At 40.3% G+C, this 25,140-nt stretch carries 26 protein-coding genes; 15 read left to right on the top strand and 11 right to left on the bottom strand.

The features are described 5' to 3' along the window. Positions 1 to 331: 331 nt before the first annotated feature. Together RMX89_RS13090 and RMX89_RS13085 are read left to right on the top strand one after the other, a co-directional pair. Positions 332 to 739 (top strand): VOC family protein, encoded by a 408-nt coding sequence (locus RMX89_RS13090; RefSeq protein ID WP_322685380.1) that lies wholly within the window; start codon positions 332 to 334, stop codon positions 737 to 739. Between the two features lie 448 nt (positions 740 to 1,187). Then, positions 1,188 to 2,102, top strand: a complete 915-nt coding sequence (locus RMX89_RS13085) for a bestrophin family protein (protein WP_322673290.1) — start codon at positions 1,188 to 1,190, stop codon at positions 2,100 to 2,102. Between the two features lie 86 nt (positions 2,103 to 2,188). Here the strand turns inward: RMX89_RS13085 and RMX89_RS13080 are convergent, their stop codons facing one another. Continuing rightward, the gene (locus RMX89_RS13080) at positions 2,189 to 3,037 is read right to left on the bottom strand and encodes a M28 family peptidase (protein ID WP_322689230.1); all 849 of its coding nucleotides are present in this window, start codon (positions 3,035 to 3,037) and stop codon (positions 2,189 to 2,191) included. 318 nt (positions 3,038 to 3,355) lie between these two features. On the opposite strand from RMX89_RS13080, the gene dnaK reads away from it, so the two are divergent. Together dnaK and RMX89_RS13070 are read left to right on the top strand one after the other, a co-directional pair. Continuing rightward, positions 3,356 to 5,425 carry a molecular chaperone DnaK gene (dnaK, locus tag RMX89_RS13075; protein ID WP_322689229.1) on the top strand — a complete coding sequence of 690 codons (2,070 nt, stop codon included), beginning with the start codon at positions 3,356 to 3,358 and terminating at the stop codon, positions 5,423 to 5,425. 147 nt (positions 5,426 to 5,572) lie between these two features. Then, positions 5,573 to 6,568 carry a J domain-containing protein gene (locus RMX89_RS13070; RefSeq protein ID WP_322673293.1) on the top strand — a complete coding sequence of 332 codons (996 nt, stop codon included), beginning with the start codon at positions 5,573 to 5,575 and terminating at the stop codon, positions 6,566 to 6,568. A 41-nt stretch (positions 6,569 to 6,609) separates the two neighbouring features. Here the strand turns inward: RMX89_RS13070 and RMX89_RS13065 are convergent, their stop codons facing one another. Further along, on the bottom strand, positions 6,610 to 6,897 hold the full coding sequence (locus RMX89_RS13065) for a type II toxin-antitoxin system Phd/YefM family antitoxin (RefSeq protein WP_322673294.1): 288 nt from the start codon (positions 6,895 to 6,897) through the stop codon (positions 6,610 to 6,612). 139 nt (positions 6,898 to 7,036) lie between these two features. Between RMX89_RS13065 and RMX89_RS13060 the strand changes: the two genes are divergently transcribed. Continuing rightward, positions 7,037 to 7,561 carry a J domain-containing protein gene (locus tag RMX89_RS13060; RefSeq protein ID WP_322673320.1) on the top strand — a complete coding sequence of 175 codons (525 nt, stop codon included), beginning with the start codon at positions 7,037 to 7,039 and terminating at the stop codon, positions 7,559 to 7,561. A 31-nt stretch (positions 7,562 to 7,592) separates the two neighbouring features. Then, a complete protein-coding gene (locus RMX89_RS13055; protein ID WP_322668492.1) occupies positions 7,593 to 7,865 on the top strand; it encodes a DUF3143 domain-containing protein in 273 nt (90 codons plus the stop codon). Between the two features lie 70 nt (positions 7,866 to 7,935). Here RMX89_RS13055 and RMX89_RS13050 read toward each other — a convergent pair whose 3' ends face one another. From RMX89_RS13050 to RMX89_RS13025, 6 genes are all read right to left on the bottom strand, one after another. Beyond that, positions 7,936 to 9,054, bottom strand: coding sequence for a glycosyltransferase (locus RMX89_RS13050; RefSeq protein WP_322689228.1), 1,119 nt, complete (start codon positions 9,052 to 9,054; stop codon positions 7,936 to 7,938). A gap of 590 nt (positions 9,055 to 9,644) precedes the next feature. Then, positions 9,645 to 10,202 (bottom strand): methylmalonic aciduria and homocystinuria type D protein, encoded by a 558-nt coding sequence (locus RMX89_RS13045; protein ID WP_322673297.1) that lies wholly within the window; start codon positions 10,200 to 10,202, stop codon positions 9,645 to 9,647. 405 nt (positions 10,203 to 10,607) lie between these two features. Further along, positions 10,608 to 10,814: a glycogen debranching protein gene (locus tag RMX89_RS13040; protein WP_322689227.1), complete on the bottom strand. Its 207-nt coding sequence runs from the start codon at positions 10,812 to 10,814 to the stop codon at positions 10,608 to 10,610. Positions 10,815 to 10,961: 147 nt separating this feature from the next. After that, complete coding sequence (locus tag RMX89_RS13035; RefSeq protein WP_322685386.1) at positions 10,962 to 11,615, bottom strand: MotA/TolQ/ExbB proton channel family protein; 654 nt, start codon at positions 11,613 to 11,615, stop codon at positions 10,962 to 10,964. Positions 11,616 to 11,690: 75 nt separating this feature from the next. After that, positions 11,691 to 12,575 (bottom strand): 16S rRNA (cytosine(1402)-N(4))-methyltransferase RsmH, encoded by an 885-nt coding sequence (gene rsmH, locus RMX89_RS13030; RefSeq protein WP_322689226.1) that lies wholly within the window; start codon positions 12,573 to 12,575, stop codon positions 11,691 to 11,693. A 172-nt stretch (positions 12,576 to 12,747) separates the two neighbouring features. Then, positions 12,748 to 14,205: a M48 family metallopeptidase gene (locus tag RMX89_RS13025; protein WP_322689225.1), complete on the bottom strand. Its 1,458-nt coding sequence runs from the start codon at positions 14,203 to 14,205 to the stop codon at positions 12,748 to 12,750. Positions 14,206 to 14,347: 142 nt separating this feature from the next. Here RMX89_RS13025 and RMX89_RS13020 point away from each other — a divergent pair, with 142 nt between their 5' ends. The 3 genes from RMX89_RS13020 (at position 14,348) to mtnA (ending at position 17,621) form a co-directional block, all read left to right on the top strand. Continuing rightward, the gene (locus tag RMX89_RS13020; protein WP_322689224.1) at positions 14,348 to 14,479 is read left to right on the top strand and encodes a hypothetical protein; all 132 of its coding nucleotides are present in this window, start codon (positions 14,348 to 14,350) and stop codon (positions 14,477 to 14,479) included. Between the two features lie 491 nt (positions 14,480 to 14,970). Continuing rightward, a complete protein-coding gene (locus RMX89_RS13015) occupies positions 14,971 to 16,155 on the top strand; it encodes an NAD(P)H-quinone oxidoreductase subunit H (protein ID WP_194041009.1) in 1,185 nt (394 codons plus the stop codon). Between the two features lie 386 nt (positions 16,156 to 16,541). Beyond that, complete coding sequence (mtnA, locus tag RMX89_RS13010) at positions 16,542 to 17,621, top strand: S-methyl-5-thioribose-1-phosphate isomerase (RefSeq protein ID WP_322689223.1); 1,080 nt, start codon at positions 16,542 to 16,544, stop codon at positions 17,619 to 17,621. 775 nt (positions 17,622 to 18,396) lie between these two features. Here mtnA and RMX89_RS13005 read toward each other — a convergent pair. Beyond that, on the bottom strand, positions 18,397 to 19,818 hold the full coding sequence (locus RMX89_RS13005) for an NADP-dependent isocitrate dehydrogenase (RefSeq protein ID WP_322689222.1): 1,422 nt from the start codon (positions 19,816 to 19,818) through the stop codon (positions 18,397 to 18,399). 274 nt (positions 19,819 to 20,092) lie between these two features. On the opposite strand from RMX89_RS13005, the gene RMX89_RS13000 reads away from it, so the two are divergent. Beyond that, positions 20,093 to 20,812, top strand: coding sequence for a GUN4 domain-containing protein (locus tag RMX89_RS13000; protein ID WP_322673306.1), 720 nt, complete (start codon positions 20,093 to 20,095; stop codon positions 20,810 to 20,812). Positions 20,813 to 20,933: 121 nt separating this feature from the next. Continuing rightward, entirely contained in the window at positions 20,934 to 22,037 is a 1,104-nt protein-coding gene (locus tag RMX89_RS12995) for an ABC transporter ATP-binding protein (RefSeq protein WP_322689221.1), read from the top strand. Here the strand turns inward: RMX89_RS12995 and RMX89_RS12990 are convergent. Together RMX89_RS12990 and RMX89_RS12985 are read right to left on the bottom strand one after the other, a co-directional pair. Further along, positions 21,992 to 22,183, bottom strand: a complete 192-nt coding sequence (locus RMX89_RS12990) for a hypothetical protein (protein ID WP_322689220.1) — start codon at positions 22,181 to 22,183, stop codon at positions 21,992 to 21,994. The two genes, RMX89_RS12995 and RMX89_RS12990, sit on opposite strands and share 46 nt — an antisense overlap. Beyond that, positions 22,164 to 22,301, bottom strand: a complete 138-nt coding sequence (locus tag RMX89_RS12985) for a hypothetical protein (RefSeq protein ID WP_322689219.1) — start codon at positions 22,299 to 22,301, stop codon at positions 22,164 to 22,166. Before RMX89_RS12985 ends, RMX89_RS12990 begins: the two co-directional genes overlap by 20 nt. Before the next feature lie 82 nt (positions 22,302 to 22,383). Here RMX89_RS12985 and RMX89_RS12980 point away from each other — a divergent pair, with 82 nt between their 5' ends. The 4 genes from RMX89_RS12980 to RMX89_RS12965 all read left to right on the top strand — a co-directional run. Next, positions 22,384 to 23,007, top strand: a complete 624-nt coding sequence (locus RMX89_RS12980; RefSeq protein ID WP_322689218.1) for a Uma2 family endonuclease — start codon at positions 22,384 to 22,386, stop codon at positions 23,005 to 23,007. Positions 23,008 to 23,071: 64 nt separating this feature from the next. Then, positions 23,072 to 23,413: a hypothetical protein gene (locus tag RMX89_RS12975; RefSeq protein WP_322689217.1), complete on the top strand. Its 342-nt coding sequence runs from the start codon at positions 23,072 to 23,074 to the stop codon at positions 23,411 to 23,413. A gap of 320 nt (positions 23,414 to 23,733) precedes the next feature. Beyond that, the gene (locus RMX89_RS12970; protein ID WP_322689216.1) at positions 23,734 to 24,513 is read left to right on the top strand and encodes a superoxide dismutase; all 780 of its coding nucleotides are present in this window, start codon (positions 23,734 to 23,736) and stop codon (positions 24,511 to 24,513) included. Positions 24,514 to 24,884: 371 nt separating this feature from the next. After that, positions 24,885 to 25,140, top strand: a 256-nt coding sequence (locus RMX89_RS12965) for a hypothetical protein (RefSeq protein WP_322689215.1), incomplete at its 3' end; no start/stop codon positions are given.

Genomic DNA, 25,140 nt, shown 5'->3' with positions numbered 1-25,140 from the left:
ATAAAAGTGTTTGAGGATTCTCATTACACCCTTCTCTATTGGAAGTAACGCAAAACAGCCCCAGATAAGCTGAGGCTGTTTTGCGAGAGTTGTTTGATAGAAGGGGTACATCAATAAGTGATGCCCATGTTAAATATAGATAATTCAGTATGCATCCTTATTCAGCTATGTTTTGCCATATCAGGATGATTGGGAAAATTTTTATGGCTTTTTTCAAAAAAAACTCCAGATGCACTTAAGCATTCTGGAGCAGTAACAGGTTTCTAACATCAATCAATTTTTACATCTGCGATCGCCCGATGTCGTTAGGGTATATACTCAAATGTGTTTTATGTCTACTCATCCGCAAATCGACCAACAAGTTACCTTCTTTTCTACCCATAACCTCAATGTATCTACAGAATTCTACGAACAAAAGCTAGGTTTGGAGTTATGGCTTGACCAAGGAACCTGCCGAATTTATACTGTTATTGGTTCTGGATACTTAGGATTATGTCAAGCAAGTGAAAAATTAAGTCCTCCAACCGAAAAGCAATCAAGTGTTATTTTTACCCTAGTAACACAGCAGGTGGATGAATGGTTTGAATATCTCAAAAAACGTGGCGTTGAATTTGAAAAGCCACCGACACTAAATAAAAAGTACAAGATTTACCATTGCTTTTTCCGCGATCCTGATGGTTATTTGATTGAAATTCAACGTTTTGAGACTAACGACAACAAAAAAGACATAACCCAATAAGTTATGTCTAGATGTTTAATCTACAGGGCAGGATTTTTACAGGCTAGAACTTTTTGATTTACTAAGGTACATAATACCGACTAATGTTGTATGAACATTAACGATAGGAGTATACCTTTTCTTCCATAGATTTATCGGGATAAAATGTGGAGTTTATGCAGCCACAGAAAAATATTTACATTTATTTACAATTACTGCTTATGTATCGCTTTTGACTTTTATATAATGTCTATCTAATTGACGATCAAAAAACTCTCTGTGTAAATCCTGATTTTAACCAGAGTTAATATTGGATCGCAAAAGCTAGAATACATTGTCGCCAGTATATTTTCTTAGCAAAAATATTTTTGGAAGTATTTCTTTATTAAATATGCTACTTTTATAATTATTTTTAAGCTAATAAATATTGAGTGTATCGGTTCAATAAATATTTTATTAGGGTGACTACATGATAGCCGAAAAAATCAAATTGTTACGCACAGCACTACAACCTAAAGGTTCAGTCACGAAAGCAATTTTCAAACATATTTTATGGTGTGGAGCTTTCGGATTTTTAATTTCTCTGCTTCACCATTTTGAAAAACCTGTATCCCAGCCAATCTTAGCAAATGTGATTCCTAGTATTGTTTTAGGTTTGTTACTTGTCTTTCGGACAAATACTGCTTATGAGCGATTTTGGGAAGGAAGAAAATGCTGGGGATCTATAGTAAATAACACCCGAAATTTAGCAAGGCAAATTTGGGTATCAGTTGATGAAATTTTACCAGAAGATAAAGACAAGAAAATTACGGCATTAAACTTATTGGCGGCTTTTGCAGTAACAACTAAATTACATTTGCGAGGAGAAACTGTCAATAGCGAGTTAGAAGATTTAATGCCATCTACTAAGTATATAAAACTGAAGATTATGAATAATCCCCCTATAGAGGTTGCCTTTTGGATAGGAGATTATTTACAGGAACAGTATAATCGTAATTGCCTTAATAGCTACCAGCTAACATCAATGCAAGAATTATTGAATAATCTTGTGGATAATTTAGGTGCTTGCGAACGTATTTTGAAAACGCCTATGCCGCTTGCTTATGCCCTTCATTTGAAGCAATTGCTAATATTATATTGTTTTCTGCTACCATTTCAAATAGTTGAGAAGCTCGGTTGGTGGACAGGTTTAATTTCTGCTTTGGTTGGGTTCACTGTGTTTGGCATCGAAGCCATTGGCTTAGAGATAGAAAATCCCTTTGGTTATGACGCTAATGATTTACCATTAGATGCAATTTGCGAGACAATGAAGCGTAATATTGACGATTTAATTACTTTGACTCCTAATGCCCGATCGCATCAACAAGATAGTATAACTAATTGAAAAAAGTTGAAGATATTGATTAATAAAAAAGAATATATAGCAGTTTGTAACAAGTAAGTGAGGTGAAAAATGCAAGACTCACGCTTTCACAACCGCCGAATCGAAATTTCTAAACCTTCACATACACGAGTCAGAAAATCTAAATCCAAAGTAGCGATCGCATCACTAGCTTTGTGATAATGTGGATTTCGCAAGAATGCCGTATCTGTCACCATCATTGCCGGATAACCCAAATCCCAAAAAGGTGCATGATCGCTAAGTCTGGTTTGGGGAACTATTAAACCTCGATTCGGCACGGGTAGCCATTGACTAGATACGCCAGCTTTGCGAATATTACGGCTCATCCCAATTAAGTCAGGCAATGTCCGCAAGTTGCCAATTAAAGCAATAAAATCACCTGTATCTGGGTAGAAGCGTTCCAGAGGAGGGGGGTAACTTTGGGAACCAGGTGTAGAATCTTTATAGCCCAGCATTTCTAGGGAGATCATTAAGCGTAGCTGTTGCTTTTCTTGATGCAACAGGGCTGCATAGTCAGCACTACCCAGTAAGCCGTATTCTTCCATATCGAAAGCAACCAGTCTTAAGGGATATTTCACAGGTTCGGCAGCAAATTTTCTCGCTAATTCCAGCAACACCGCGACACCTGTAGCATTATCATCAGCCGCAACTGTTCCCGGAACGCCATCATAATGAGCGCCAATTAAAATTGGTAGTAAATCCTTTTTTTGCCCTTTAGCTTGGGATGGTAAATTTAATATCAAGTTATTACAAGTTTTACCTCTGACTTCAAAGGTGTGGATTTCCACACTCCCCCATTGAGAAAATTGCTGGCGGATATATTCTTGGACAAAAAAATGCCCAGCCGTTGCCATGTAAGGATCGCGTTCTCGCGCTATCTCACTCAGGGAAGTCTGTAATCGCTGTGTTAAATTCAAATCTTTTAAGTAGTAGCAATAATATGAGAATTTTTAGGCACTCAAAAAAGCAGAGCAAGCGTTGTTAAGTTTAACTTACCAATTTGCAGAGAACTTAAACAGAAGTAGGGGGATATCAAGAATTGAGGCTGCTTGGGCACACCAACCATCTCAATGCTATCCTAGTCTTGCAACTATCTCCTCTAGCTGCACTTCTTAGCTTACTGCCTTAATGATCGGTATTATACATTGAGGTGTTTTTATCTTGTAGCACAAAGCTAGAGGTAGTTCCGCCCAATCATAATAAATATATAAGACACTTTAGGAGAAGAGTAACGCATGGGCAAGGTAGTCGGCATCGACTTGGGTACAACCAACTCAGTAGTCGCCGTTATGGAGGGTGGCAAGCCGGTGGTGATTGCCAATGCAGAAGGAATGCGAACAACCCCCTCCGTAGTTGGCTTCAGCAAAGAAGGTGAAAGGGTGGTTGGGCAAATGGCACGGCGACAAACCGTCCTCAATCCTCAAAATACCTTTTTTGCAGTTAAACGTTTCATTGGGCGGAAGTATGGCGAACTTAATGCAGATTCCAAGCGTGTACCCTACACCATCCGCAAAGACGAAGTAGGTAATATTAAAATTGCCTGTCCTCGTCTGAATAAAGATTTTGCCCCAGAAGAAATTTCGGCAATGGTGCTGAAGAAATTGGCAGACGATGCTAGTCGCTATTTGGGTGAACCAGTCACAGGGGCAGTGATTACAGTACCCGCCTATTTTAATGATTCTCAACGGCAGGCAACCCGCGATGCTGGCAGAATTGCTGGTTTAGAAGTGTTGCGGATTCTCAATGAACCGACTGCGGCATCTTTAGCTTATGGATTAGATCGGGGTGACACGGAAACTATTTTAGTCTTTGACTTGGGTGGTGGCACTTTTGATGTGTCGATTTTAGAAGTAGGCGATGGGATATTTGAAGTCAAAGCTACCAGTGGCGATACGCAACTTGGTGGTAACGACTTTGACAAAATAATCGTAGATTGGTTAGCAGAGCAATTTCTGGAAACAGAAGAGGTAGACTTAAGACGCGATCGCCAAGCTTTACAACGTCTGATGGAAGCGGCGGAAAAAGCCAAAATTGAGCTTTCTGCTGTTAGCGTCACCGAGATTAATTTACCCTTCATCACTGCCACGGCAGATGGCCCTAAACATCTCGAAACTCGTTTAACTCGTTCCCAGTTTGAAGGTTTGTGTGGTGATTTGGTGGGAAGATTGCGAACACCAGTGAAACGCGCTCTCAAAGATGCCGGACTTTCACCTAGAGACATTGAAGAAGTTGTGTTAGTTGGCGGTTCTACACGAATGCCAATGGTAAAGCAGCTTGTACGGGACTTGATTGGTACAGAACCGAACGAAAACGTTAACCCTGATGAAGTCGTGGGAGTGGGTGCAGCAATTCAAGCAGGTATTCTTGCAGGCGAACTCAAAGATGTGCTGCTTTTGGATGTCACACCCCTCTCTTTGGGATTGGAAACCATCGGCGGCGTGATGAAAAAACTTATCCCCCGCAACACCACTATCCCAGTACGTCGTTCTGATATTTTTTCCACGTCTGAAAATAACCAAAATACTGTGGAAATTCACGTAGTCCAGGGCGAACGGGAAATGGCAGCAACCAACAAGTCTTTAGGACGGTTCAAGCTCTACGGCATCCCACCCGCACCACGAGGAATTCCCCAAGTTCAGGTGTCATTTGATATTGATGCTAATGGTATTTTACAGGTAACAGCCTTAGATAGAACCACAGGGCGAGAGCAGAGTATCACCATTCAAGGCGCTTCCACCTTGAACGAGTCAGAAGTGAATCGGATGATTCAAGACGCTCAAAAATACGCCGATGTCGATCGCGAACGTAAAGAAAGAATAGAAAAGCGGACTCGTTCTGAGGCATTGATTTTCCAAGCAGAACGACAACTGAGAGAAGTAGCGCTGGAATTTGGTATGCAGTTTGCCCGCAACCGCCGCCAAAGAATTGATAATATTTGCCGACAACTGAAAGAGAGTCTTCAGGAAAATAGCGATCGCGGTATCGATCAAGCCTACGCCGACTTACAAGATGCTCTCTACGAGCTAAATCGGGAAGTCCGCCAGACTTATGCTGAAGATGAAGACGATGACTTGTTTGGGACTATCCGTGACATCTTTATCGGCGGTGATAAAGAACGAGAACGCGAATTTCCCAGAGATACATATCGAGAACGCGACTCATACAGTAAAGATTATGGCAGAGACTATGACAGAGATTATAGCCGCGATAATCGTTCTTCCGCTTATGAAAGCCGTCCTCCACGCAAATCCCGCCCCAGCTACCAAGATAACTGGGATGATGAAGAAGACAATGATTGGTTATAAGAAAAGTTAGGAGTAGAGACGCGATTAATCGCGTCTGTACAGGAGTTAAAAATAAATATTTCAACTCATAACTCCTAACTCCTAACTCCTAACTCCTAACTCCTCACTTTTAATTCATCTAAAATCTAAAATTTAAATAACTGAACTATGCAAAATTTGCCGAACTTTCGCGATTACTATGAAATTTTAGGAGTATCTAAAGATGCCTCCGGTGAGGAAATTAAAAAGGTTTATCGGCGGTTAGCAAGGCAATATCACCCCGATCTTAATCCGGGTAACAAAGAATCTGAGGAAAAATTTAAGGATATTGGCGAGGCTTATGAAGTTCTTTCCGATCCAGCCAAGCGATCGCAGTACGACCAGTTTAGCCGCTACTGGAAGCAAAAAGGCTTTGCAGGTAATAAACAAACGCCAAAGGCTAAAACTTGGCAGAGTGGCGCTAGCGATCGCAACGGCAATCAAGACGTAGATCCCAGCCAATTCTCCGACTTTGAAAGCTTTATTAATCAAGTTATTGGTGTCAAAAATAAGAGTGCGGCAAATAACTCCAGTAATGGCAATAATAGCGATCCATTCCGTTCCCCCAGAACAAAAGTTGCCTACACAGTTAATCCCCCACCTCGCACCACCCGCCGAGATATAGAAGCCAGATTAACGCTTCCACTAGAAAAAGCTTATCAAGGTGGTAATGAACGCATTCGTTTGGAAGATGGGCGATCGCTAGAAGTTAATATGCCTCCAGGTATGGTAACAGGTCAAACCATCCGTTTGCGGAACCAAGGCGTTGGTGGTGGCGATCTATACTTAAAAATTACCGTTGAACCTCATCCATTATTTAAGCTAGAAGGTTTAAATATTGTCTGCCAAGTACCCGTTACTCCCAGCGAGGCAGTTTTAGGAGGACAGGTAGAAGCACCTACTCTTGATGGCCCTGTGAAAATGACCACCCCTCCTGGAGTTAGGTCTGGTCAAAAATTTCGACTAGGTAATAAAGGTTATCCTAATGATGACGGAAAACGTGGCGATCAATTAGTAGAAATTCAAATAGTTACACCGAAAAATATTAGTCAAGAAGAACGGGAACTTTACGAAAAGTTACGGCAAATTGAAACCTTTAAACCCCGTGCTGATTTAATCCGTTAGCTCAATATCTTGCACTTATTGAGTATAAATACGAAATCGACTCACACAGAATCGCTGTTAGCCAAATTTTGCTGTCCTCGTGCTTTAATATTCGCAAATTGGCTGCGTAATGCTTCTAACTTGAGTTTTTGCAGTTCTTCTTCAAGGCGTTGAAGTTCATCTATCATCTGTTGAAATGCTTGCGCTTCATGCACCACAACCTCAGCTTTCCCATTCACCGTTAGTACAAGTGGGGACTTTGTGGCCTTGATTCTATCTACGTAATCTTTGGCATTGCGCTTAAAGTCGGTAAGAGTTTGAATATTTTCGAGATTAATTTTGATTTGCATCGCATCTAATTAAATGCTTTATTAAGCAATCTTATCAAATGCTAGACCTGCTGTGTCTTCTGAAATTCACAAAGGATTTAAAATATAAAAAATATCTTTGAGCAAAGTGACTCAAACAGATGTGAATCAAAACGGGGCAATGCCACAAAGCAGCGAACCAACTTATTACTCTCTGCTAGGACTGCATCCCTGGGCATCGGTAATTGACATTCGTCGTGCTTATCGGCAACTGAGCAAACGCTATCATCCTGATACTACAGACTTGCCGACTGCGATCGCCACTCCCAAATTTCAGCAAATCAACGAAGCTTACGCGACCCTGAGCCATCCAGAACGCCGATTAAGCTACGATTTGAAAATTGGCTATTCCCGCTTTGGAGTGATTCAACCACCCCCTGATTTGAATCATCCCGTCTCGCATTCTCATGACTGGTCAAAATCAGCTTACCTCGATGCGAGCGATCGCCCCTTATCATCTGGCGAAATATTTGCTTTATTTATGCTGGTGTTAACATTTGTAGGTTGTCTGTTATTAGCAGTTGCCATTGGCTTAACTCGTGGCGAGGCTGCGATCCATTCCCATTTGCTGCAACCAAATACATCTGTACAACAGCAAATTAGCTATATATCGCAACTAATTGCCCATCCGATAATTAAAAATTAAACAATTCCCTAATCCAAAATCAAAAATTCCTATGGCTCTTCTTCCCTCTGATACTCCTTTATATAATCATCCTCTACCACAAATTGAGCAGTGGCTAAAAGACCAAGGCTGTCAACAAGATGAAACACAAAGGCATTGCTGGCGTGTACAGCGACCTAATTGGCAAGCTGAATTATGGCTCGATGTTGAGCAGATTGTAGTGCGATATCTTCAATCTGGGGAAAATGGACAAGATATCCAACGCTCATTCAAGTATTCTCTTAGTCGGGATGATGTAGAACAAGCTGTCTTTTCTGGGCCATAAGGAAGGGCTTATGTACTATTGGTAGAGCTTCCAATCAGCCTGTTGCAGGACAGCAAACCTGTAATGGCAATTATGCATCAGATTTTGTTACCAATGCTTTAGGAGTAAGTTGGCTACAAATTTCCAGTAGTCTATTAACAGCACGCGCTGCTGAAAACTTTTGTGCAACGTATTGGCTGGACTGAAAACCCCGATTAATTGCTTCATCTGGATTATCTAGGCAATATCGCATACATTTGGCTAATTCTTCTGCATCTTCATTTTCAAAAAATAGGCTGTGCGGCCCTCCTACTTCTGACAATCCTCCCATTTTTGAGACAATCGAGCAGGTTTGAACGCTAGAGGCTTCTTGCACTACGTAAGGTGCCGGATCTTGCCAACGAGATGGAGCAATTAAAGCCAAAGCATCTTGAACTTTTAGAAGCACTTCTTTTTGAGGAACTTTACCTAAAAAATTAACTTTGTTGGCAATCCCTAAATCAGACGTTAGCTGTTTTAATTGCTGAGATTGTTCGCCATCGCCAATAATAGTAATTTTAAATTCTTTATTTTCATCTTGTAAAATCCGCACTGCTTTTAATAAAATATCTACACCTTTGTCTGTAGCTAATCTACCGACAAAAATAAAATTATATGGTTGAGATAAATTTTCTAAAGTTTTAAGCTGGGTTTCCGACTTGATTTCGATCGGATTATATAAAGTATCAACTGACCAAGGAAAAGCAGAAGATTCTCCTAAAAAGTTACTACAAGCTGTATGATAATCGGCTAAGAAAGCAGTATAAAGTCGGGTGCTTAGGCGTGCCCATTTGATAAAAGTGTGTAATTTCCACTTTAATGGATAATTAGCTTTTGGCAATGTGTGTTTAAATTCAGCTTTTAAACGTTGTGTCAAGTTCATCTGCTCATAACTAGTATGAGTAGATTGATAAAGAGAATAATGGTATTTAATAATTATCTTTTTTTGCAAAGTTTTACATAACAAAGTAAACAATAAATCGTTAGAATTCATGTGTACTATATCTGCCCAAGCAATATAACTAAACCATTTAGTGATATTATCTTGTCTAGTAGAAATAGTTTTAACCTCAATTAATCTAGCTTCCAACTCAGGAATAATAGAATAAATATAAGTTAAAACTCCACTAATTTCATTGTCGTAATGACGGTGTTGAATTAATATTTTCATATATTAGCTATGGGAAATTTTGTATTTATAGGAATTGTGGTTGAGCATAACTAGAAAACAAGTATTTCAGTTTGCTCAAAATCAACTTGGTTTCTAAGGTAGGTAAGCACAAATAAATCTAACTATCTAACGAGATATAAAAAGGTTGAAACCCCTGCGATTGCATCTCTACGAGACACTACGCAAACATTTCGCGCAGTCCTAACGAGAGACGCTTTGCGATCGCAACAGCCATACTTATAAATTTCCTCACCCATCTACTTATATACAGAAAGTTGGGAACAGGATTTTTCCCGATAGTTATAGTTATATAATTCCCGCAGATGCTGCTAAAGTACCTACCATTCTCTTCGCTACAGGCTAAAAATGTAGTCTGACAGTAGTGGGTAAAATTATCATCAATTTGAAATACCTGCCGATCAACCTGAGATGTTACCCAAACAGGAACCAAAAACCATTCTTCCCGATTTGACTTCGTAGCATCTACTTATGAGAGAGAAGTAAAAAGCCGCACTATCGCTTTGACTATCCTAGCTTCTTAGAAAAACATGACCAATACTTCGACTACGCTCAGTACAAGTGACTAATGACTAATAATTAATTTCTTTCCACCCATGCATGGATGCTACGCCTTTTGTAACCCATTCGATCAAAATTGGGGGAGCTTCTGATATCAAAATGCTAGGATAAACTGCTGCACCCCAATCGGGATGAACTAACACACGGCATTGATTTTTAATCACTGGATAGTTGAGCAAAGCTTTGACAACTGCTGTGTCATCGTGAGGAATCGCTCCGGGATGGGAAAGTAAAGGATAGCCTGTACGAGGGTCAATCAGGTCAGTTAAATAGCCGCGATCGCGCAGATTAAATGCTAAATCACAGCCAAATCTCATAAACTTTTCTCGTAAGCGTTCTTTCTCTGACTCTACTTCTAGTGTCTTTTCGACTAATTGATAACGCGATTGTTGTAATACAATCACTACTCGTAAAAATGGCTGCCGTTTCCAATCTGGTAATATCCGTTCGCAGTTGGCACAGATATATTGGCTGGGAGCATGAATTGAAATTTGAACCGCTTGTCCTGTTTCGCCAACTAAATTAATGGGACAGACTTGCTCCGGAGTGTAAACTTTGGGATAGTTCACTAAATTGATTGGGCTTATACAAATTTTTTAATTTAATCTACGGTATAGATGATACCTCTTAAAAGTTAAGAAATATCATTATTTTTCCATAATATGTTACTTTTTTTGGAAGCAGTTAATAATAATGTGAGAAATTTAATCCGAACTTTATCCTTTATTAACCTGTTTTCATAGAAGTTGCTGCGATCGCTGTAGGTATTAGCAGAAATGCAGCGTGTGTTAGACAAGCGATGCCTATGGTGGTCACTGAGCTTGCCGAAGTGCGGGCTACGCCTACGTAGATGAAATATGTTCGCTCGAAATCCCAAAAAAGCAAAGCAGGTTGAAGTAAGCAGAAAATAACAAAAGTAATTATGTCTGCCAGAAAATACTTCAGCTATGCAGCCTAATTTCTTTAAAACTCAATTAATTGAGTTTTAAAGAATTCACCGGCACTTCATCCCAAGAATCGACTGTCCGCAATCGTGCCACCCAACCTGCTGCCTTTTGCCTCTCAGTCAAATTATTCTGAAATGAATCATGGCAATCGTTGGCTTGAGATTCATTACGAGTGGCAATACAGGCATGAATCATCCCAGACGGATCGATTTGCTCATTTACCCAAATAGTCATGGAATATTTCCTCAATAACTGTAGCGAACAAAGCTATTCGTCATTTTAGAATACTATTAGAGTCAAAACTTTTAGAGCAAAATTCAGTAACAAATAGTGAATTAATCCCAATTACTGATTGCTAATTTACAATTACCCAGTTTTGCTTCATTTATTTGGCGGATATGATTTATCTCCTCTTTCGTAGCGACGACGGTAGAGTAATTCTAACTGTCCGCCATATTCTTGAATCCAAGCAATCTGGCGCTGGTAGAGTCCTCGGAAGGTATTGGCAAATAATAGTGTAAAGATTGCCACTACCAACCCTGATGCTGTAGATACTAAAGCTTCACTAATTCCAGCTGTCACACCTGTTGTTTTACTACCTCCCACATCTCCGATATTCAGAGAAGCAAAAGAGTTAATTAATCCCAATACAGTGCCGAGAAGTCCTAACAAAGGCGCAAGACCAATAATTGTCTCAAAAATATTTTGGGAGCGCTTGAGCAACGGGATTTCGGCTTGTGCTTCACTTTCTAATGCCAAACGAAATTCGTCTGGTGTCGGCTCTTCTAATTCTAAAGCTGCTAAAAAAATTCGAGCCAGGGGTAAATCAGTATTTTTGTGCAATTTATCTAAAGCACTAACGACATTATCAAGGCGATAAAGGTGTAGCACCTCTCGCACCACCTTGTTTTGCCGATTATTTATCTTTACCCAAAAGATGATACGTTCGATAATCAGCGCCACCCCTAACAAAGAGAACGCCAGCAGAGGCCACATGACTACGCCACCTGCTGTAAACAGATTACTAATTTCCATTTATTATTTTTTAACTCTTCAACAACGCTACATTAGCAGATCGTTGAGATGGAGTATTTTAACGCTGCGTTGTAGTCACAGCAGCTTTTGGGCTATCCTCAGTTTGGCCGATCGCGATCGCGGATTCTGACTAATTTCCTCTTCTTGCGCAATAATTGGCTTTTTTGTCAAGACTTTTAACAAAGGTGAATTTCTCAAACCATGCTTTACCGGACGGTCTTCTAAACTGTGGAAACTGATAATCGCAATTCTACCGCCAGGGACAAGGGCATTTGGGGCTTTATCTAAAAAGGTTTCTAGGGATTTTAACTCATCGTTGACGACAATTCGCAAAGCTTGAAAAACACGGGTAGCCGGATGAATTCTCCCATAACGGTATTTGGGAGGAACTGAAGAAGCGATCGCATCAGCTAATTCTGTAGTCGTGTGCAACGGTCGGCGTTCTACAATGCGTCTCGCAATGCGCCGCGATAATCTCTCCTCACCGTACTTAAAGAAAATATCAGCTAATTCTGCTTCATCCCAATTATTAATTACATCAGCAGCAGTTAGCGATCGCCCTCGATCCATTCGCATATCCAAATTCGCAGCTTGGCGAAAGCTGAAACCCCTTTCTGCTTGGTCTAAATGGTAAGAACTTACCCCCAAATCGGCGAGAATACCATTGAAAGTATTAGGGGGAAATTCGTAGTCGGCAAAATTGCGATGAATAAATTGTATGCGATCGCCAAACTCTGATAATTCTTTCCTTGCTGCTGCTAAAGCATCCTCATCTTGGTCAATTGCCGTTACCCGCACATCCGCCGCAGCTTCTAAGATTAGGCGACTATGACCACCACCGCCTACCGTCGTATCAAGATAATGACCTCCTGGAGATACCGCTAGACCTGCGATCGTTTCCTGCGGTAAAACTGGTAGATGGGAAAATATCGGTTCTTCAATAGCTAGCTGACGATTCATGAGACTTAGGCAAAAAACCACAGATGAACTTTAATTATGTATTCTTTTCTTTGTGTCTTTGTGGGTTTATAGCTGAAAAATAGTTTTTAAACCACAAATACACAAAAGGAAAATATCATAAATTCCACACCTTCCGTCAGCCTTGGATGTTGAGCCTCAAAAATCTGTGGTGCTATTTTTTACCTTTTTTCTGGTAAATCATCGAATTTGATATGCGTTTTAATTTTTTCTCCATACTTAAATTGCTATTTAAAATAAAAATGAATACATTATCGGGCAATTCATTTTCCTTTAATAAGCCCTGAACAATTTTAGAGTTATCGGTTTCATAAATACGACTACCTTCCCAAAAACTAAATCCACGCTTCACAGCTAGAACATAAAGTGGTTTTTCAGGAAAATATTGCAGATTCTTTTGAACTAAATAAGCAGTTATTATCTGCGGGTAATGAGATAACTGCTGACGAAGCTTATTTACCTCTATATCTGAAATATTATGAGAGTAAAATTTATCATCTCTTTTCAATTTAGAGCGCTCTTGCTGTGCTTGTAAAATTAATTGGTGATAATTTTCTGCACGTTCTTGATAAGACTTCGCCTCCTTGTTTTTACCTTGGTTTTTCAGAAAATCGCAAATTATCTGACAACCTACTATAACTATATTTGAGTCTTGCTCTATTGCCTTCTCAATGCATTCTATTCCAGTTGCATCTTGTTTTTTTAATAATATTTCACCTAGTAAATAATTAGCTGATGCATGGTAAGCATCACGATGAAGAATTTCTTGTAATAGAGGTATAACAGCTTCTTCGCCCTCAATTTTCAATGTCAAAAATGCTCGCTGAATAGCTTCTTTTAAAGTTAGCTGTTGTTTTTGCGATTTGTAATTTAAATCTTTTAATGTAGCTATCAATTCTTGAAACTCAGCATGTTTTTGTCGCCAAGGTGTTGCTATATTTACTCGCCAATTTAGACTAAAATAATCAATAAAAATTTCTAATGTATCGCCTAAAAATTTTTGGGCAGCACTAATTTCAATTGGTGCAAATATAGCTAATTCCTGCTGAGTATCGGCGATATATCCCAAGGCTTTTAATCTATCTGTCAGACAAGGGTGAGTATCAGCATTGTTGGTTTTTTCCGTTAAAGCTTCACTTAAATAAGCACTTGTAATTTCCTGATTAAGTCTCTGGCTTAAAGCCTGCCTCATATCCATATAAGTCATTATTGGTGGTTCAATCTCTGTTTGTGATTGTTTATAAATACTAGACCAAAAATATCTTTCTAAAAATCTAGATTTGACATGAAAATTTATCAAAGCTTTAGCAATATTTTGTTCTCCTGTTAAATCAACAGCACATCTATCTGCTTCATATTCATCCATTCGTGCTAACACAAAAGAATAGGCATTAAAAAATGGAATGTACCATATCAAAAACAGTTGAAAAATTAACAATGATAGATCGTGTCCACTTTGTTGGAGTCCCTTAAGAATGCGATACCAAGTTTCGCGTTGGCGATAAATCCAACCACTAAAGTGGCTGTGATTTCCTGATAAATGTCCCAGTTCATGGGCTAAGATAGCACGAAATTGTTCGGGCGGTAGTGCTAGCATCAATGGTAGACCCACAATTAAGTAATTTTGCTGCCATCCCAGCAAACCTAAGCGTGGTATTTGGACAACCCCTGCATTAAAATCGTTGGTCAGCAGGATGTGGTGAAACCGTGGAGCTTTTAGCTTCGATGAGATTTCGTTAATTAAAGAATAGAGATTGGGTACATCTTTGGATTGTAGTGGTAAACCTGTTGGTGGGGGAAAAGAAATCCAAAGCGATCGCACTAATACGAATGCTAACGTCAGCAAAAACAGAAGACCTGTCAAAGATAATTTAGAAATTGAATGAGCATTAAGTATCCCAAAGATAATACTTACTAACAAAGTCAACGTTACACCTAAAACCAAAAATATATATGCGTAGCCCAAAGTAGCCAAAAAAGCAACGTGCAATTTATAAAGACGCGGTTGTTTATTAGCAAAAACTTCTAACTTCTGAATTAGCTTATCAAAACGCTCTTGATTGAAAGTCATAAATATGTATCAGCGCTATAAAACTGTAATATAGCTGACACAATATCTCTATGACTTACGTAAAAACTCAGAAGTCGTGGGGCATCCTTTCGGCTTTGCTCAGGGCAAGTGGGTTTGGGCATTGTCCCCTTGTCCCAGCACGATGAGGTGAAAAAAATCCGATGCCTCAATTAAGTGGATATCGAGCTTCCATATAATAGTTGAAGAAGTGCAACAAACTAAAACATTCTGGTTGGCATCTTAGCGGTTCAATTTAAAATTTGCCTTCAGCACGCTACACGAACACAACGGGAGAACACAAAATCTATGACCAGACTAGAAACCCGCACTGAACCAATGGTGCTAAACATGGGGCCACACCACCCCTCAATGCACGGGGTTCTGCGGCTAATCATGACTCTGGATGGCGAGGATGTTGTTGACTGTGAACCAGTCATCGGCTATTTGCACCGAGGAATGGAAAAAATTGCCGAGAACCGCACTAATGTAATGTACGTCCCCTACGTTAGTCGCTGGGACTACGCGGCGGGAATGTTCAACGAAGCTGTCACTGTTAACGCCCCAGAAAAACTTGCAGGTGTCGCTGTTCCCAAACGCGCTAGCTACATCCGCGTCATTATGCTGGAGTTGAACCGTATCGCTAACCACTTGCTATGGTTTGGCCCCTTCCTCGCTGACGTAGGCGCTCAAACTCCCTTCTTTTACCAGTTCCGCGAACGGGAGATGATTTATGATTTGTGGGAAGCAGCCACAGGTTATCGGATGGTAAATAACAACTACTTCCGCGTTGGTGGAGTAGCGGCTGATTTACCTTACGGTTGGGTAGATAAATGTCTGGAATTCTGCGACTACTTATTACCCAAAGTTGATGAGTACGAACGTTTAGTAACCGATAACCCCATCTTCCGGCGACGTGTTGAGGGTATTGGTACTATAACGCGAGAAGAAGCAATTAACTGGGGACTTTCTGGCCCAATGTTACGCGCTTCTGGCGTGCAATGGGATTTGCGGAAAGTTGACCATTACGAATGTTACGACGATTTCGACTGGGATGTGCAGTGGGAAACTGCCGGTGATTGCTTTGCCCGTTATGTAGTGCGGATGCGGGAAATGCGCGAATCTGTGAAGATTATTCGCCAAGCAATTAAAGGACTTCCTGGCGGCCCTTACGAAAATCTGGAAGCCAAGCGTTTAGCCGCAGGGAAAAAATCTGAGTGGGACGCTTTTGATTACCAATTCATCGGTAAAAAAGTTTCCCCCACTTTCAAGATGCCCAAGGGTGAAATCTACGCCCGTGTAGAAAGTGGTAAAGGTGAATTGGGAATTTATTTGGTTGGCGATGATAATGTCTTCCCTGCACGATGGAAGATTCGCGCCGCAGATTTCAACAATCTCCAGATTGTGCCACATTTACTACGCGGGATGAAGGTTGCAGATATTGTGGTGATTCTCGGTAGTGTTGACGTAATTATGGGGTCTGTGGATAGGTAGAGTAAATATCTATCTCAGTAATTTTTAGAGCAGTTGTATTACAGTGCAACTGCTCTATTTTTTTGATTATTTAGGATTTGACTATCGCAATTCCTAGTTACGTGAGGTACAGAAATAATGTTTTTAAACGCAGAGGAGCGCAGAGTCAAACGCAAAGGTACGCAGAGACTTACCTAATTTTATTAGTGATTTACTCAGTACCTCAGCAGGTCGGGAAACGCTATATACCAAACTAATAAATAAAATACCAATTTCATCAGAGCATCTGACTCTAAAATTTTCAAAGCTTTTAAATGCATACTCAGAACGTTTAATCAGTTTAAGAATGAAATCATCAGGGTGCATTAAAGTAAAAAATATTGACCCTTTACTAACGACCTTTTTCTATGACACCTTCCACAAACCAGGTTTATCCCGTTATTTGGCACAACGACTCAGTGTCACTAATTGACCAAACTCGCTTACCCAATGAATATACATTTGTGGAAATTCACCGCAGTGAAGATATGGCGCGGGCGATTAAAACTATGATTGTGCGAGGTGCGCCTGCAATTGGTGTAGCTGCGGCTTATGGAATGTATCTTGGTGCAAGGGAAATTAAAACAAGCGATCGCACCGAATTTTTGCAACACTTAGATAAAGTAGCCCAGTTGTTGCGTTCTACTCGTCCAACGGCGGTAAATTTATTTTGGGCAATCAGTCGGATGCTAAAAGCCGCCTACGAAACGCTGGGAACAGTAGAAGAGATTAAGCAAACCCTTTTCCAAACAGCCCAAGCAATCAACGCTGAAGATTTACAAACCTGTCAGGCGATCGGCGACAATGGTTTAGCAGTCTTGCCCAATACTCCAGGAAAGCTAAGGTTGCTTACCCACTGCAACGCTGGGGCATTAGCTACAGCTGGTTATGGCACTGCTTTAGGTGTTGTGCGTTCCGCTTGGAGGGAAGGACGTTTAGAACGTTTATTTGCCGATGAAACTCGTCCTCGCTTGCAAGGGGCAAAACTCACCACTTGGGAATGCGTGCAAGAAGGTATTCCAGTTACATTAATTACTGATAATATGGCAGCCCATTGCATGAAACAGGGTTTGATTCATGCTGTAGTTGTGGGTGCCGATCGCATTGCTGCTAATGGTGACACTGCTAATAAAATTGGTACATATAGTGTGGCGATCGCAGCTAAAGCACATAATATCCCCTTCTTTGTCGCTGCACCCCTTTCCACCGTTGATTTTGAATTAGCTGATGGCAGCCAAATTCCCATTGAAGAACGCGAACCAACAGAAATCTATCAAGTTGGCGATACCATTCTCACACCTGCGGGTGTAGATTTTTACAACCCAGCTTTTGATGTCACCCCGGCTGAGTTGATTACAGCCATCATTACAGAGAATGGAGCGATCGCACCTGATAAATTAGCAAAATCACAGGTAAAGCAAGTACCGATTGGGTTAAATCCGAATTAATGGAGAACTTACGCCGAGTTCTCGATAACTCTAAATCCGAATAAGGAAAACTTTATAAGGGATTGCCCCAAAAAAATCTCCGACTTTTTAGAAAAGCCGGGGACTTTGTTTTTGCCTACTTTAAAATCTGACGAATCAAAATTTATCAGCAATTTTTTCAATAATTTTATCTAAACTTCATATTTGGACTAAATTCAATAAGTAAAATCCGCAATTACTTTCTCAAAATAAGCTTTGACTTACTCAAACCCCAGTTTGCTTACTCATTTTGGTGTTTTCCGCAAGTAAAAGAAGCTTTTACTTTCTCAAAAGAAGCTTTTGCTTAGTCATTTTGGTGTTTTCCGCAAGCAAACGAAGCTTTGACTTTCTCAAAATGCCATTTGACTTACTCAAACCCCAGTTTGCTTTTTGATTTTGGTGTTTTTTGCAAATAAAATGCCATTTCGCTTTTTTAAAATGGTTGATTTATTAGAGGATGTCTGAGGAGTATTAAATATTTGTCGATCTCCCCTAACCACTCTTAAAAAAGCTAGGGTTGTATGCACAAGTTAAATTACCCCCCTTAATCCCCCCTTGCAAAGGGGGGAAACAAGAGATCCAGTTCTCTCCGTTTTAGAAGGCGGGAAACAAGAGATCCAGTTCTCTCCGCTTTAGAAGGCGGGAAACAAGAAATCCAGTTCTCTCCGTTTTAGAAGGCGGGAAACAAGAGATCCAGTTCCCTCCCCTTTACAAGGGGAGGGTTAGGGTGGGGTAATTCGACTTAGCCCTAATAGAATTAACCAAAATGTTGAATAATTGCCTCGGCAAATTCAGAACATTTTAAGGGTTCAACAGGTGGTTCTAGCAACCGGGCTAAATCGTAGGTTACTTGACTACTGGCGATCGCATCGCTTAAACCTTTCTTAATTAGGTCTGCGGCTTCTTGCCAACCCAAAAATTCCAGCATCATCACACCAGACAAAATCACTGAACCAGGATTAATCCGATCTAAGCCGGCGTGTTTGGGTGCAGTGCCGTGGGTAGCTTCAAATATGGCACTAGAATCACCAATATTTGCCCCTGGCCCCATTCCCAATCCCCCAACAATGGCGGCGGCGGCATCAGACAAGTAATCGCCGTTTAAGTTCATCGTCGCCAAAATCGAATACTCATCTGGTCTGGTTTGGATTTGTTGGAAAATACTGTCAGCAATCCGGTCATTCACCAAAACTTTCTCTTTCCATTTGCCATCGCCGTGAGTTGCCCAAATTGAGTTAAGAACAGTTTCAACTTCCTTGACAATTTGCGCTTTCTTCTCTTCAGTGAGACTATCAAACCCAGGATCGATCTCGCGGGCGTTTTCTTCCAAGGAAATATTCGGATTTTTCTCCTTGTTACTCAAAATCCAAGATTCTCGTTCGGTAACAGTTTCTTGGCGAAATTCGCTGGTTGCTAGTTCATAACCCCAATCGCGGAAAGCGCCTTCGGTGTACTTCATAATGTTGCCCTTATGCACCAAAGTCACTTGTTGCTTGTGTTTGGGCAATAGCAAAGCGTGTTTGATGGCACGTCTGACTAGACGCTGAGAACCAGTTTTGCTGATGGGTTTGATGCCAATACCAGAATCCAGAGGAATACGTTTTTTCCCGTGTTCTGGGGTGGCGGGGATCAGTTCTTCATTGAGAATTTTAATTAAGCGATCGCCGATTTCGCTACCTTGTCGCCACTCAATGCCTAAATAAATATCTTCCGTATTCTCCCGATAAACAATTACATCCAGCTTTTCGGGATTTTTATGGGGTGAGGGCGTACCTGCATAATAACGGCAAGGACGCACGCAGGCATACAAGTCAAAAATTTGCCGCAACGCTACATTTAAAGAACGAATTCCTCCCCCAACAGGAGTAGTCAAAGGCCCTTTAATAGCTACACCATATTCTTCAATTGCCGTCAAAGTGTCTTGAGGTAAATACTGATAAGTTCCGTATAAATCGCAAGCTTCATCTCCAGCGTAAACCTTGAACCAGCTAATTTGACGCTGACCCTTATATGCTTTGGCTACCGCCGCATCTAACACTTTTTGGGTAGCAGGCCAGATGTCTATACCTGTACCATCGCCACGAATAAAGGGGATAATTGGATTGTCCGGTACGATTGGTTCACCATTTTTGAAGGTGATTTTTGCTCCGGCTGCGGGGGGGGTAATCTTTTCGTACATCGTTCACACACTCCTAATCGATACGCTGCTATTCAAAAAAACCTTATGTGGCAGGCTTGTATATTTTGCTATGTCTTTTGTTACCAAGCCATAAGGCAAAGATTTTCCCCCTATTCCCCTTGTACATTATTTGGGGATTAAGTGTGGGATTCAGTGAAGCGATCGCAATTTTGTACGATCAAAAATAGTAAACTACTTTTCGCTATCAGTACTTCACTTTAAAGAATACCCGATAGCTTACCGCTCTTTCACTGACCGTTAACACAAGAATGGCATGACAGACCCAATGATTTTATCAGGCCCTGCAAATGACATCGACTCCCTCCGACAACCGTTAATCGCTGGGTCTGAAAAAGTCCAACAGCAGATAATCCCACAATTAGCTGAGTTGGGTAATGAGGGATTAGACGTGTTGATGGAATTTTTACTGAAACGACGTGAGAACCCAGCGACTTGGATTGATGGCAAAGCTTACCAAGTCCTTTACAGTTCTGATGCACCTCAAGCCAAAGAATTTTTGCGCTCCTGTTTTCCTGAAGGAATTGTACCTCTAAAATCAGAGTGCGGGATTAACTACAATTCTTTGCAACAGCTACTAGCTGCTCAAGATTTCCAAGCAGCCGATCGCGTCACCATCGAAAAAATGTGCGAACTATCAGGGCCAACGGCTGTACAACGAAAATGGTTGTACTTTACTGAGGTAGAAAATATCTCGGCTGTTGACTTGCAAACCATTAACAACCTCTGGTTAGTCCACTCGGAAGGTAAATTTGGTTTTTCAGTGCAGCGAGAAATTTGGTTAAGTTTGGGTAAAAATTGGGAGAATTTCTGGCCAAAAATTGGCTGGAAAGCAGGTAATAACTGGACGCGATACCCTAACGAGTTTACCTGGGATTTGAGTGCGCCTAAAGGTCACTTACCCCTCTCTAATCAACTCCGGGGAGTACGAGTATTTGCTTCTTTACTCTCTCACCCAGCTTGGATGCAGTTATGAGTTAAAAATTATTAGTTATGAGTTAAAGAGGTTTTTAATTTAAAACTCAAAACTCTAAACTCAAAACTTAAAATTCCTAACTCCTAACTCCTAACTCCTAACTATTAACTTTCATCAGATAATGGCAAACGTTCGTCTAGAAGATATTAAACGTAGATTCAATAATGTCACTGCTATTGAGGACATTACCTTTGAAATTCCTGATGGCGAGTTTTGGGTTTTAGTTGGGCCATCGGGTTGTGGTAAGTCTACAATTTTACGAACGATCGCCGGTTTAGAAACCGCTACATCTGGCAAACTTTATATTGGCGATCGCTTGGTAAATAATATTCCAGCCAGACAACGGGATGTGGCGATGGTGTTCCAAAACTACGCTCTCTATCCTCACATGAGTGTGGCCCAAAACATCGCCTTTGGCTTGCAAATGCGGAAAGTTGACCGAAAAATCATTCAAGAACGAGTGATGAATGTAGCGCGATCGCTTTCTCTGGATCACTTGCTAGATCGTAAACCCAAACAACTTTCAGGCGGACAGCAACAAAGGGTAGCATTAGGGAGAGCGATCGCTCGCGAACCCCAAGTGTTTTTACTTGATGAACCTTTATCTAATTTAGATGCCCAATTGCGCGATGATACCAGGGCAGAATTGAAACAACTACATCAAGAATTAGGGATTACAACTATTTATGTCACTCACGATCAAGTTGAAGCGATGACTTTGGCCGATAAAATTGTCGTGCTAAATCGCGGACGAATTCAACAAATTGGCGATCCCCAAACGATTTATGCAAATCCTGCTAATCAGATGGTGGCAAATTTTTTAGGCAGTCCGCCAATGAATATTTTGCCTGCAATCTATCAAAATAATGGTTTCGATGTGAGCGGACAGTTATTAGCAATCCCAGCAGTTGTGAAAGGAAAATTACAGTCGCGTCAAGGACACAGTTTTGATTTGGGAATTCGTCCAGAGCATATAAAAATAAACACTGATACTGACTCAGAACACAGTACTCAAAACTCAGGATTATTATCGGTTGAAGTTAAAGTTGTGGAACCTTTGGGAAGAGAAACTTTGATTCGTGCTGGTTTACCCGGTTCGGCGGTGATGCTGAATATTCAGGTAGGCTCTGATGTGCGTCTTCGTCCAGGCGATCGCCTTTCTCTACAACTTGATTTAAATCACTTGTTTGTATTTGATCCCAAAACTGGGGACAGAATACTATAAGCGCTTCGGAGTGTAAAATATAATTGTTTTGTGCGCGATCGCTGTGACGAAGTGTAGGGGCAATCGTTGTAATTCGTGGCGAGGGATAGGTTAGCGATCGCATCCAGAATCATCATCACACCGCCGTTAATCCAATTTTTGACCATAACTCTGACTTTGCCCCTGCGTCGTGCGATCGCGGTCATTTGTTAACCCAATAGCGAAAATTTGCTGTATCTCTTGCTGAGTAAGAACCTTGGCTGGCCCATGTCGATTTACTTTCACCTTTGGCCGCTACACCCCGTTAACTGTTAATTTTCAGGTTACAGCAGTGTGAAGTGTTTATATCCATAATCAGGATGAAATAATGATTCAATCACTACAAAAACTATTTACATTTGATGAATATTTAGAGTTTTTAGAAACACAACCGGAAAACATTCGTTATGAATTACACGATGGAGATATTATTCAAATGCCGCCACCATCAGGCAAACACGAGCAAATAGTAGCATTGTTAACAATGATGTTAGGGTATGAGTGTCTTCGTCTTAAACTTAATTACGGTATACCTAAAACCGCAACAGTGAAGCCAGATAATAAAATGTCAGGGTACTATCCTGATGTTTTATTAATGAATTTTTCTAACTTGGGTAATGAACCATTATGGGAGAAACAATCTATCCTTAGTAAACCAGCTTCAATTCCATTAGTGATTGAAGTGGTCAGTACTAACTGGAGAGATGATTATCATAAAAAGTTTGCTGACTATGAAGAAATGGGTATTCAAGAATATTGGATTGTGGATTATGCTGCTTTGGGTAGCAAGGAATTGATAGGCGACCCCAAACAACCAACAATCACAATTTACTCTTTAAGTGATGAGGGTGAATATCGTGGTAAACAGTTTAGAGGAGACGACCGTATAAAGTCTCCAACATTTCCAGATTTAAATCTAACTGTTGAACAAATTTTTTCAGTACGTTATTGATAAACAGGTATTTCCCGACATTTCACCAAAAATACAAAACACCAAACAACTAAGAATTAATAAAATGACAACTAAAAATGTTGATAAATACGCCGATGTTGCTCCTAAATATAAGGAGGAACTTAAACCTATTACTAAAGAAAATAGTCAAATACATATAATTGTCACCCTGCTCACGAAAGGAGCAACGCTCGATGAATTTGATAATGAGAAAAGGAATATCGGAACCGGATGGGAAGGATCGCGAGCATTCTTCGGTAAATACATAAAACGTGTATGGGGATACGGGACTAAGCGTACTGTTGACCCGTCCGATCCTACTAACATAGATAAGTATATGTTTCATTTACACTTACCCCCAGGACTTGATCAGCCTATATTTGATTTTAAGCGAGGAAAAAAATAAGAAGAAAGTATAATGTGGGTGAAATGCCTGACGACCTCGATTAACTACCCAATACCCCACAATTCCCTTAACACCCCGTAGCGTCTCTTGTGACGATAGAGTTTGTTTTTTGGTGGTTGGGTGCGAACCTATGATTAGTTGCAAAAAGATAGTTTAAGTAAAAATACATAACGTTTTGAATGTTAGTACTTAATATTACAAGTCTTGTAAATAGTTTCTTAAACTGCCATAAATAATCACAATTAACAATTTTTTGTAGCCAGAATCTAAGAAAATAAAAACTGCAATAGAGACTTCATGGACTAGCTGCAAAAACTTATATGACTATTAATCGACGCCATTTCTTGTTTTTACTAACATCAGGTGCCGGTGCTTTTGCATTAGATGCTTGTGCATTGGCAGAGAAATCTCCTGAGAGAAACACTGCAATTCCTGAAACAACACCAAACACAATAGCAAATACAACACCAAATAAACCAGGTACTATCCAACTACCACCTTTACCTTACGCCTACGAAGCACTGGAACCGCACATCGATGCCAAAACGATGCAATTTCACCACGATAAACATCACGCAACTTATGTGAAAAACCTGAATGCAGCTTTAGAAAAACATCCAGAACTCAAAGGTAAAACTGTTGAAGAACTGTTGCAAAAACTTGACAGTGTACCACAAGATATTCGCAAAACAGTACGTAATAATGGCGGCGGTCATGTGAACCACTCAATGTTCTGGCAAATTATGAAGCCAAAAGGTGGGGGAGAACCAACAGGAAATATCGCCTCCGCAATTAATCAAAATTTTGGTTCTTTTGCAGCTTTCAAAAAACAGTTTAATGAAGCTGGTGCTGGCCGTTTTGGTAGTGGTTGGGTTTGGCTAGTGCGTAACAAAGGTGGCAAGTTGGAAGTAACAACTACAGCTAACCAAGATACTCCCTTAAGTGCAGGTAAATATCCCATCCTGGGTAACGATGTATGGGAACATGCATATTATCTCAATTACCAGAATCGCCGCGCTGATTATTTAGATGCTTGGTGGAACGTGGTTAATTGGGATGAGATTAACAAGCGGTTTGCAGCAGCAAGTAAATTTGCCTGAAACCAGACAACAATTTAGAGTCACAGGCGCTTAAAAATTGGCGACAGAATGTTCTTTCTGTTGCCAGTTTTTTGATGCGATCATCTAATCATTATTCATCTTTTGAAAATGATTTTCTTTAATAATTAGTTTTCTTCAATTATTGCAGGGATTTTTTTTATTTTTTGAGATTTAATATAGCTTGATTTTACGTTAAAAATAAGAATATATCTCAACAAATCTTGTAATGAATCTTACCTGTATAGTGCTATATTTATGTTGAAAAAAATTATATAAGAATTGCAATTTCGGGTTTAATCATCACAATACATGAAATTTAGAACCTTTCTTTAAATGTCGAATTTAAATTTGATTATAAGGAGGATGTTCTCATGAAGATTGGTTGCAAATTATTAACGGTTGCTTTAACTGTTCCATTGCTTCTTGGAATTGTAAATTTTAAAGCACAAGCTGAAGTTACTAGACAATGGGGTGTAGGTGGCGATATTCCCGTTCCTGGCGATTATGATAATGATGGTAGAACTGATTATGCAGTCTGGCGACCGAGTAATGGCACTTGGTATGTGATTAATAGTTCTACAGGTGTAGCAGTTACTAGACAATGGGGCGTTGGTGGCGATATTCCTG

Origin of the sequence: Nostoc sp. DedSLP04, from assembly GCF_034530775.1 — a bacterium.
Taxonomy (GTDB): Bacteria; Cyanobacteriota; Cyanobacteriia; order Cyanobacteriales; family Nostocaceae; genus Nostoc.
Note: the sequence above shows the minus strand (reverse complement) of the source record. Positions and strands in the feature narration are given on the sequence as shown.

Bases quoted from the DNA above. Each gene is read 5' to 3' on its own strand.
- RMX89_RS13090 (WP_322685380.1), top strand. From the start codon at position 332: ATGTCTACTCATCCGCAAATCGACCAACAAGTTACCTTCTTTTCTACC.
- RMX89_RS13035 (WP_322685386.1), bottom strand. From the start codon at position 11,615: ATGGAAATTAGTAATCTGTTTACAGCAGGTGGCGTAGTCATGTGGCCT.
- RMX89_RS13005 (WP_322689222.1), bottom strand. From the start codon at position 19,818: ATGTACGAAAAGATTACCCCCCCCGCAGCCGGAGCAAAAATCACCTTC.
- RMX89_RS12980 (WP_322689218.1), top strand. From the start codon at position 22,384: ATGATTCAATCACTACAAAAACTATTTACATTTGATGAATATTTAGAG.
- rsmH (WP_322689226.1), bottom strand. From the start codon at position 12,575: ATGAATCGTCAGCTAGCTATTGAAGAACCGATATTTTCCCATCTACCA.
- RMX89_RS13060 (WP_322673320.1), top strand. From the start codon at position 7,037: ATGCCACAAAGCAGCGAACCAACTTATTACTCTCTGCTAGGACTGCAT.
- RMX89_RS13050 (WP_322689228.1), bottom strand. From the start codon at position 9,054: ATGAAAATATTAATTCAACACCGTCATTACGACAATGAAATTAGTGGA.
- RMX89_RS12970 (WP_322689216.1), top strand. From the start codon at position 23,734: ATGACTATTAATCGACGCCATTTCTTGTTTTTACTAACATCAGGTGCC.
- dnaK (WP_322689229.1), top strand. From the start codon at position 3,356: ATGGGCAAGGTAGTCGGCATCGACTTGGGTACAACCAACTCAGTAGTC.
- RMX89_RS13055 (WP_322668492.1), top strand. From the start codon at position 7,593: ATGGCTCTTCTTCCCTCTGATACTCCTTTATATAATCATCCTCTACCA.
- RMX89_RS13040 (WP_322689227.1), bottom strand. From the start codon at position 10,814: ATGACTATTTGGGTAAATGAGCAAATCGATCCGTCTGGGATGATTCAT.
- RMX89_RS13085 (WP_322673290.1), top strand. From the start codon at position 1,188: ATGATAGCCGAAAAAATCAAATTGTTACGCACAGCACTACAACCTAAA.
- RMX89_RS12990 (WP_322689220.1), bottom strand. From the start codon at position 22,183: ATGGTCAAAAATTGGATTAACGGCGGTGTGATGATGATTCTGGATGCG.
- RMX89_RS13000 (WP_322673306.1), top strand. From the start codon at position 20,093: ATGACAGACCCAATGATTTTATCAGGCCCTGCAAATGACATCGACTCC.
- RMX89_RS12995 (WP_322689221.1), top strand. From the start codon at position 20,934: ATGGCAAACGTTCGTCTAGAAGATATTAAACGTAGATTCAATAATGTC.
- RMX89_RS13070 (WP_322673293.1), top strand. From the start codon at position 5,573: ATGCAAAATTTGCCGAACTTTCGCGATTACTATGAAATTTTAGGAGTA.
- RMX89_RS13065 (WP_322673294.1), bottom strand. From the start codon at position 6,897: ATGCAAATCAAAATTAATCTCGAAAATATTCAAACTCTTACCGACTTT.
- RMX89_RS12975 (WP_322689217.1), top strand. From the start codon at position 23,072: ATGACAACTAAAAATGTTGATAAATACGCCGATGTTGCTCCTAAATAT.
- mtnA (WP_322689223.1), top strand. From the start codon at position 16,542: ATGACACCTTCCACAAACCAGGTTTATCCCGTTATTTGGCACAACGAC.
- RMX89_RS13015 (WP_194041009.1), top strand. From the start codon at position 14,971: ATGACCAGACTAGAAACCCGCACTGAACCAATGGTGCTAAACATGGGG.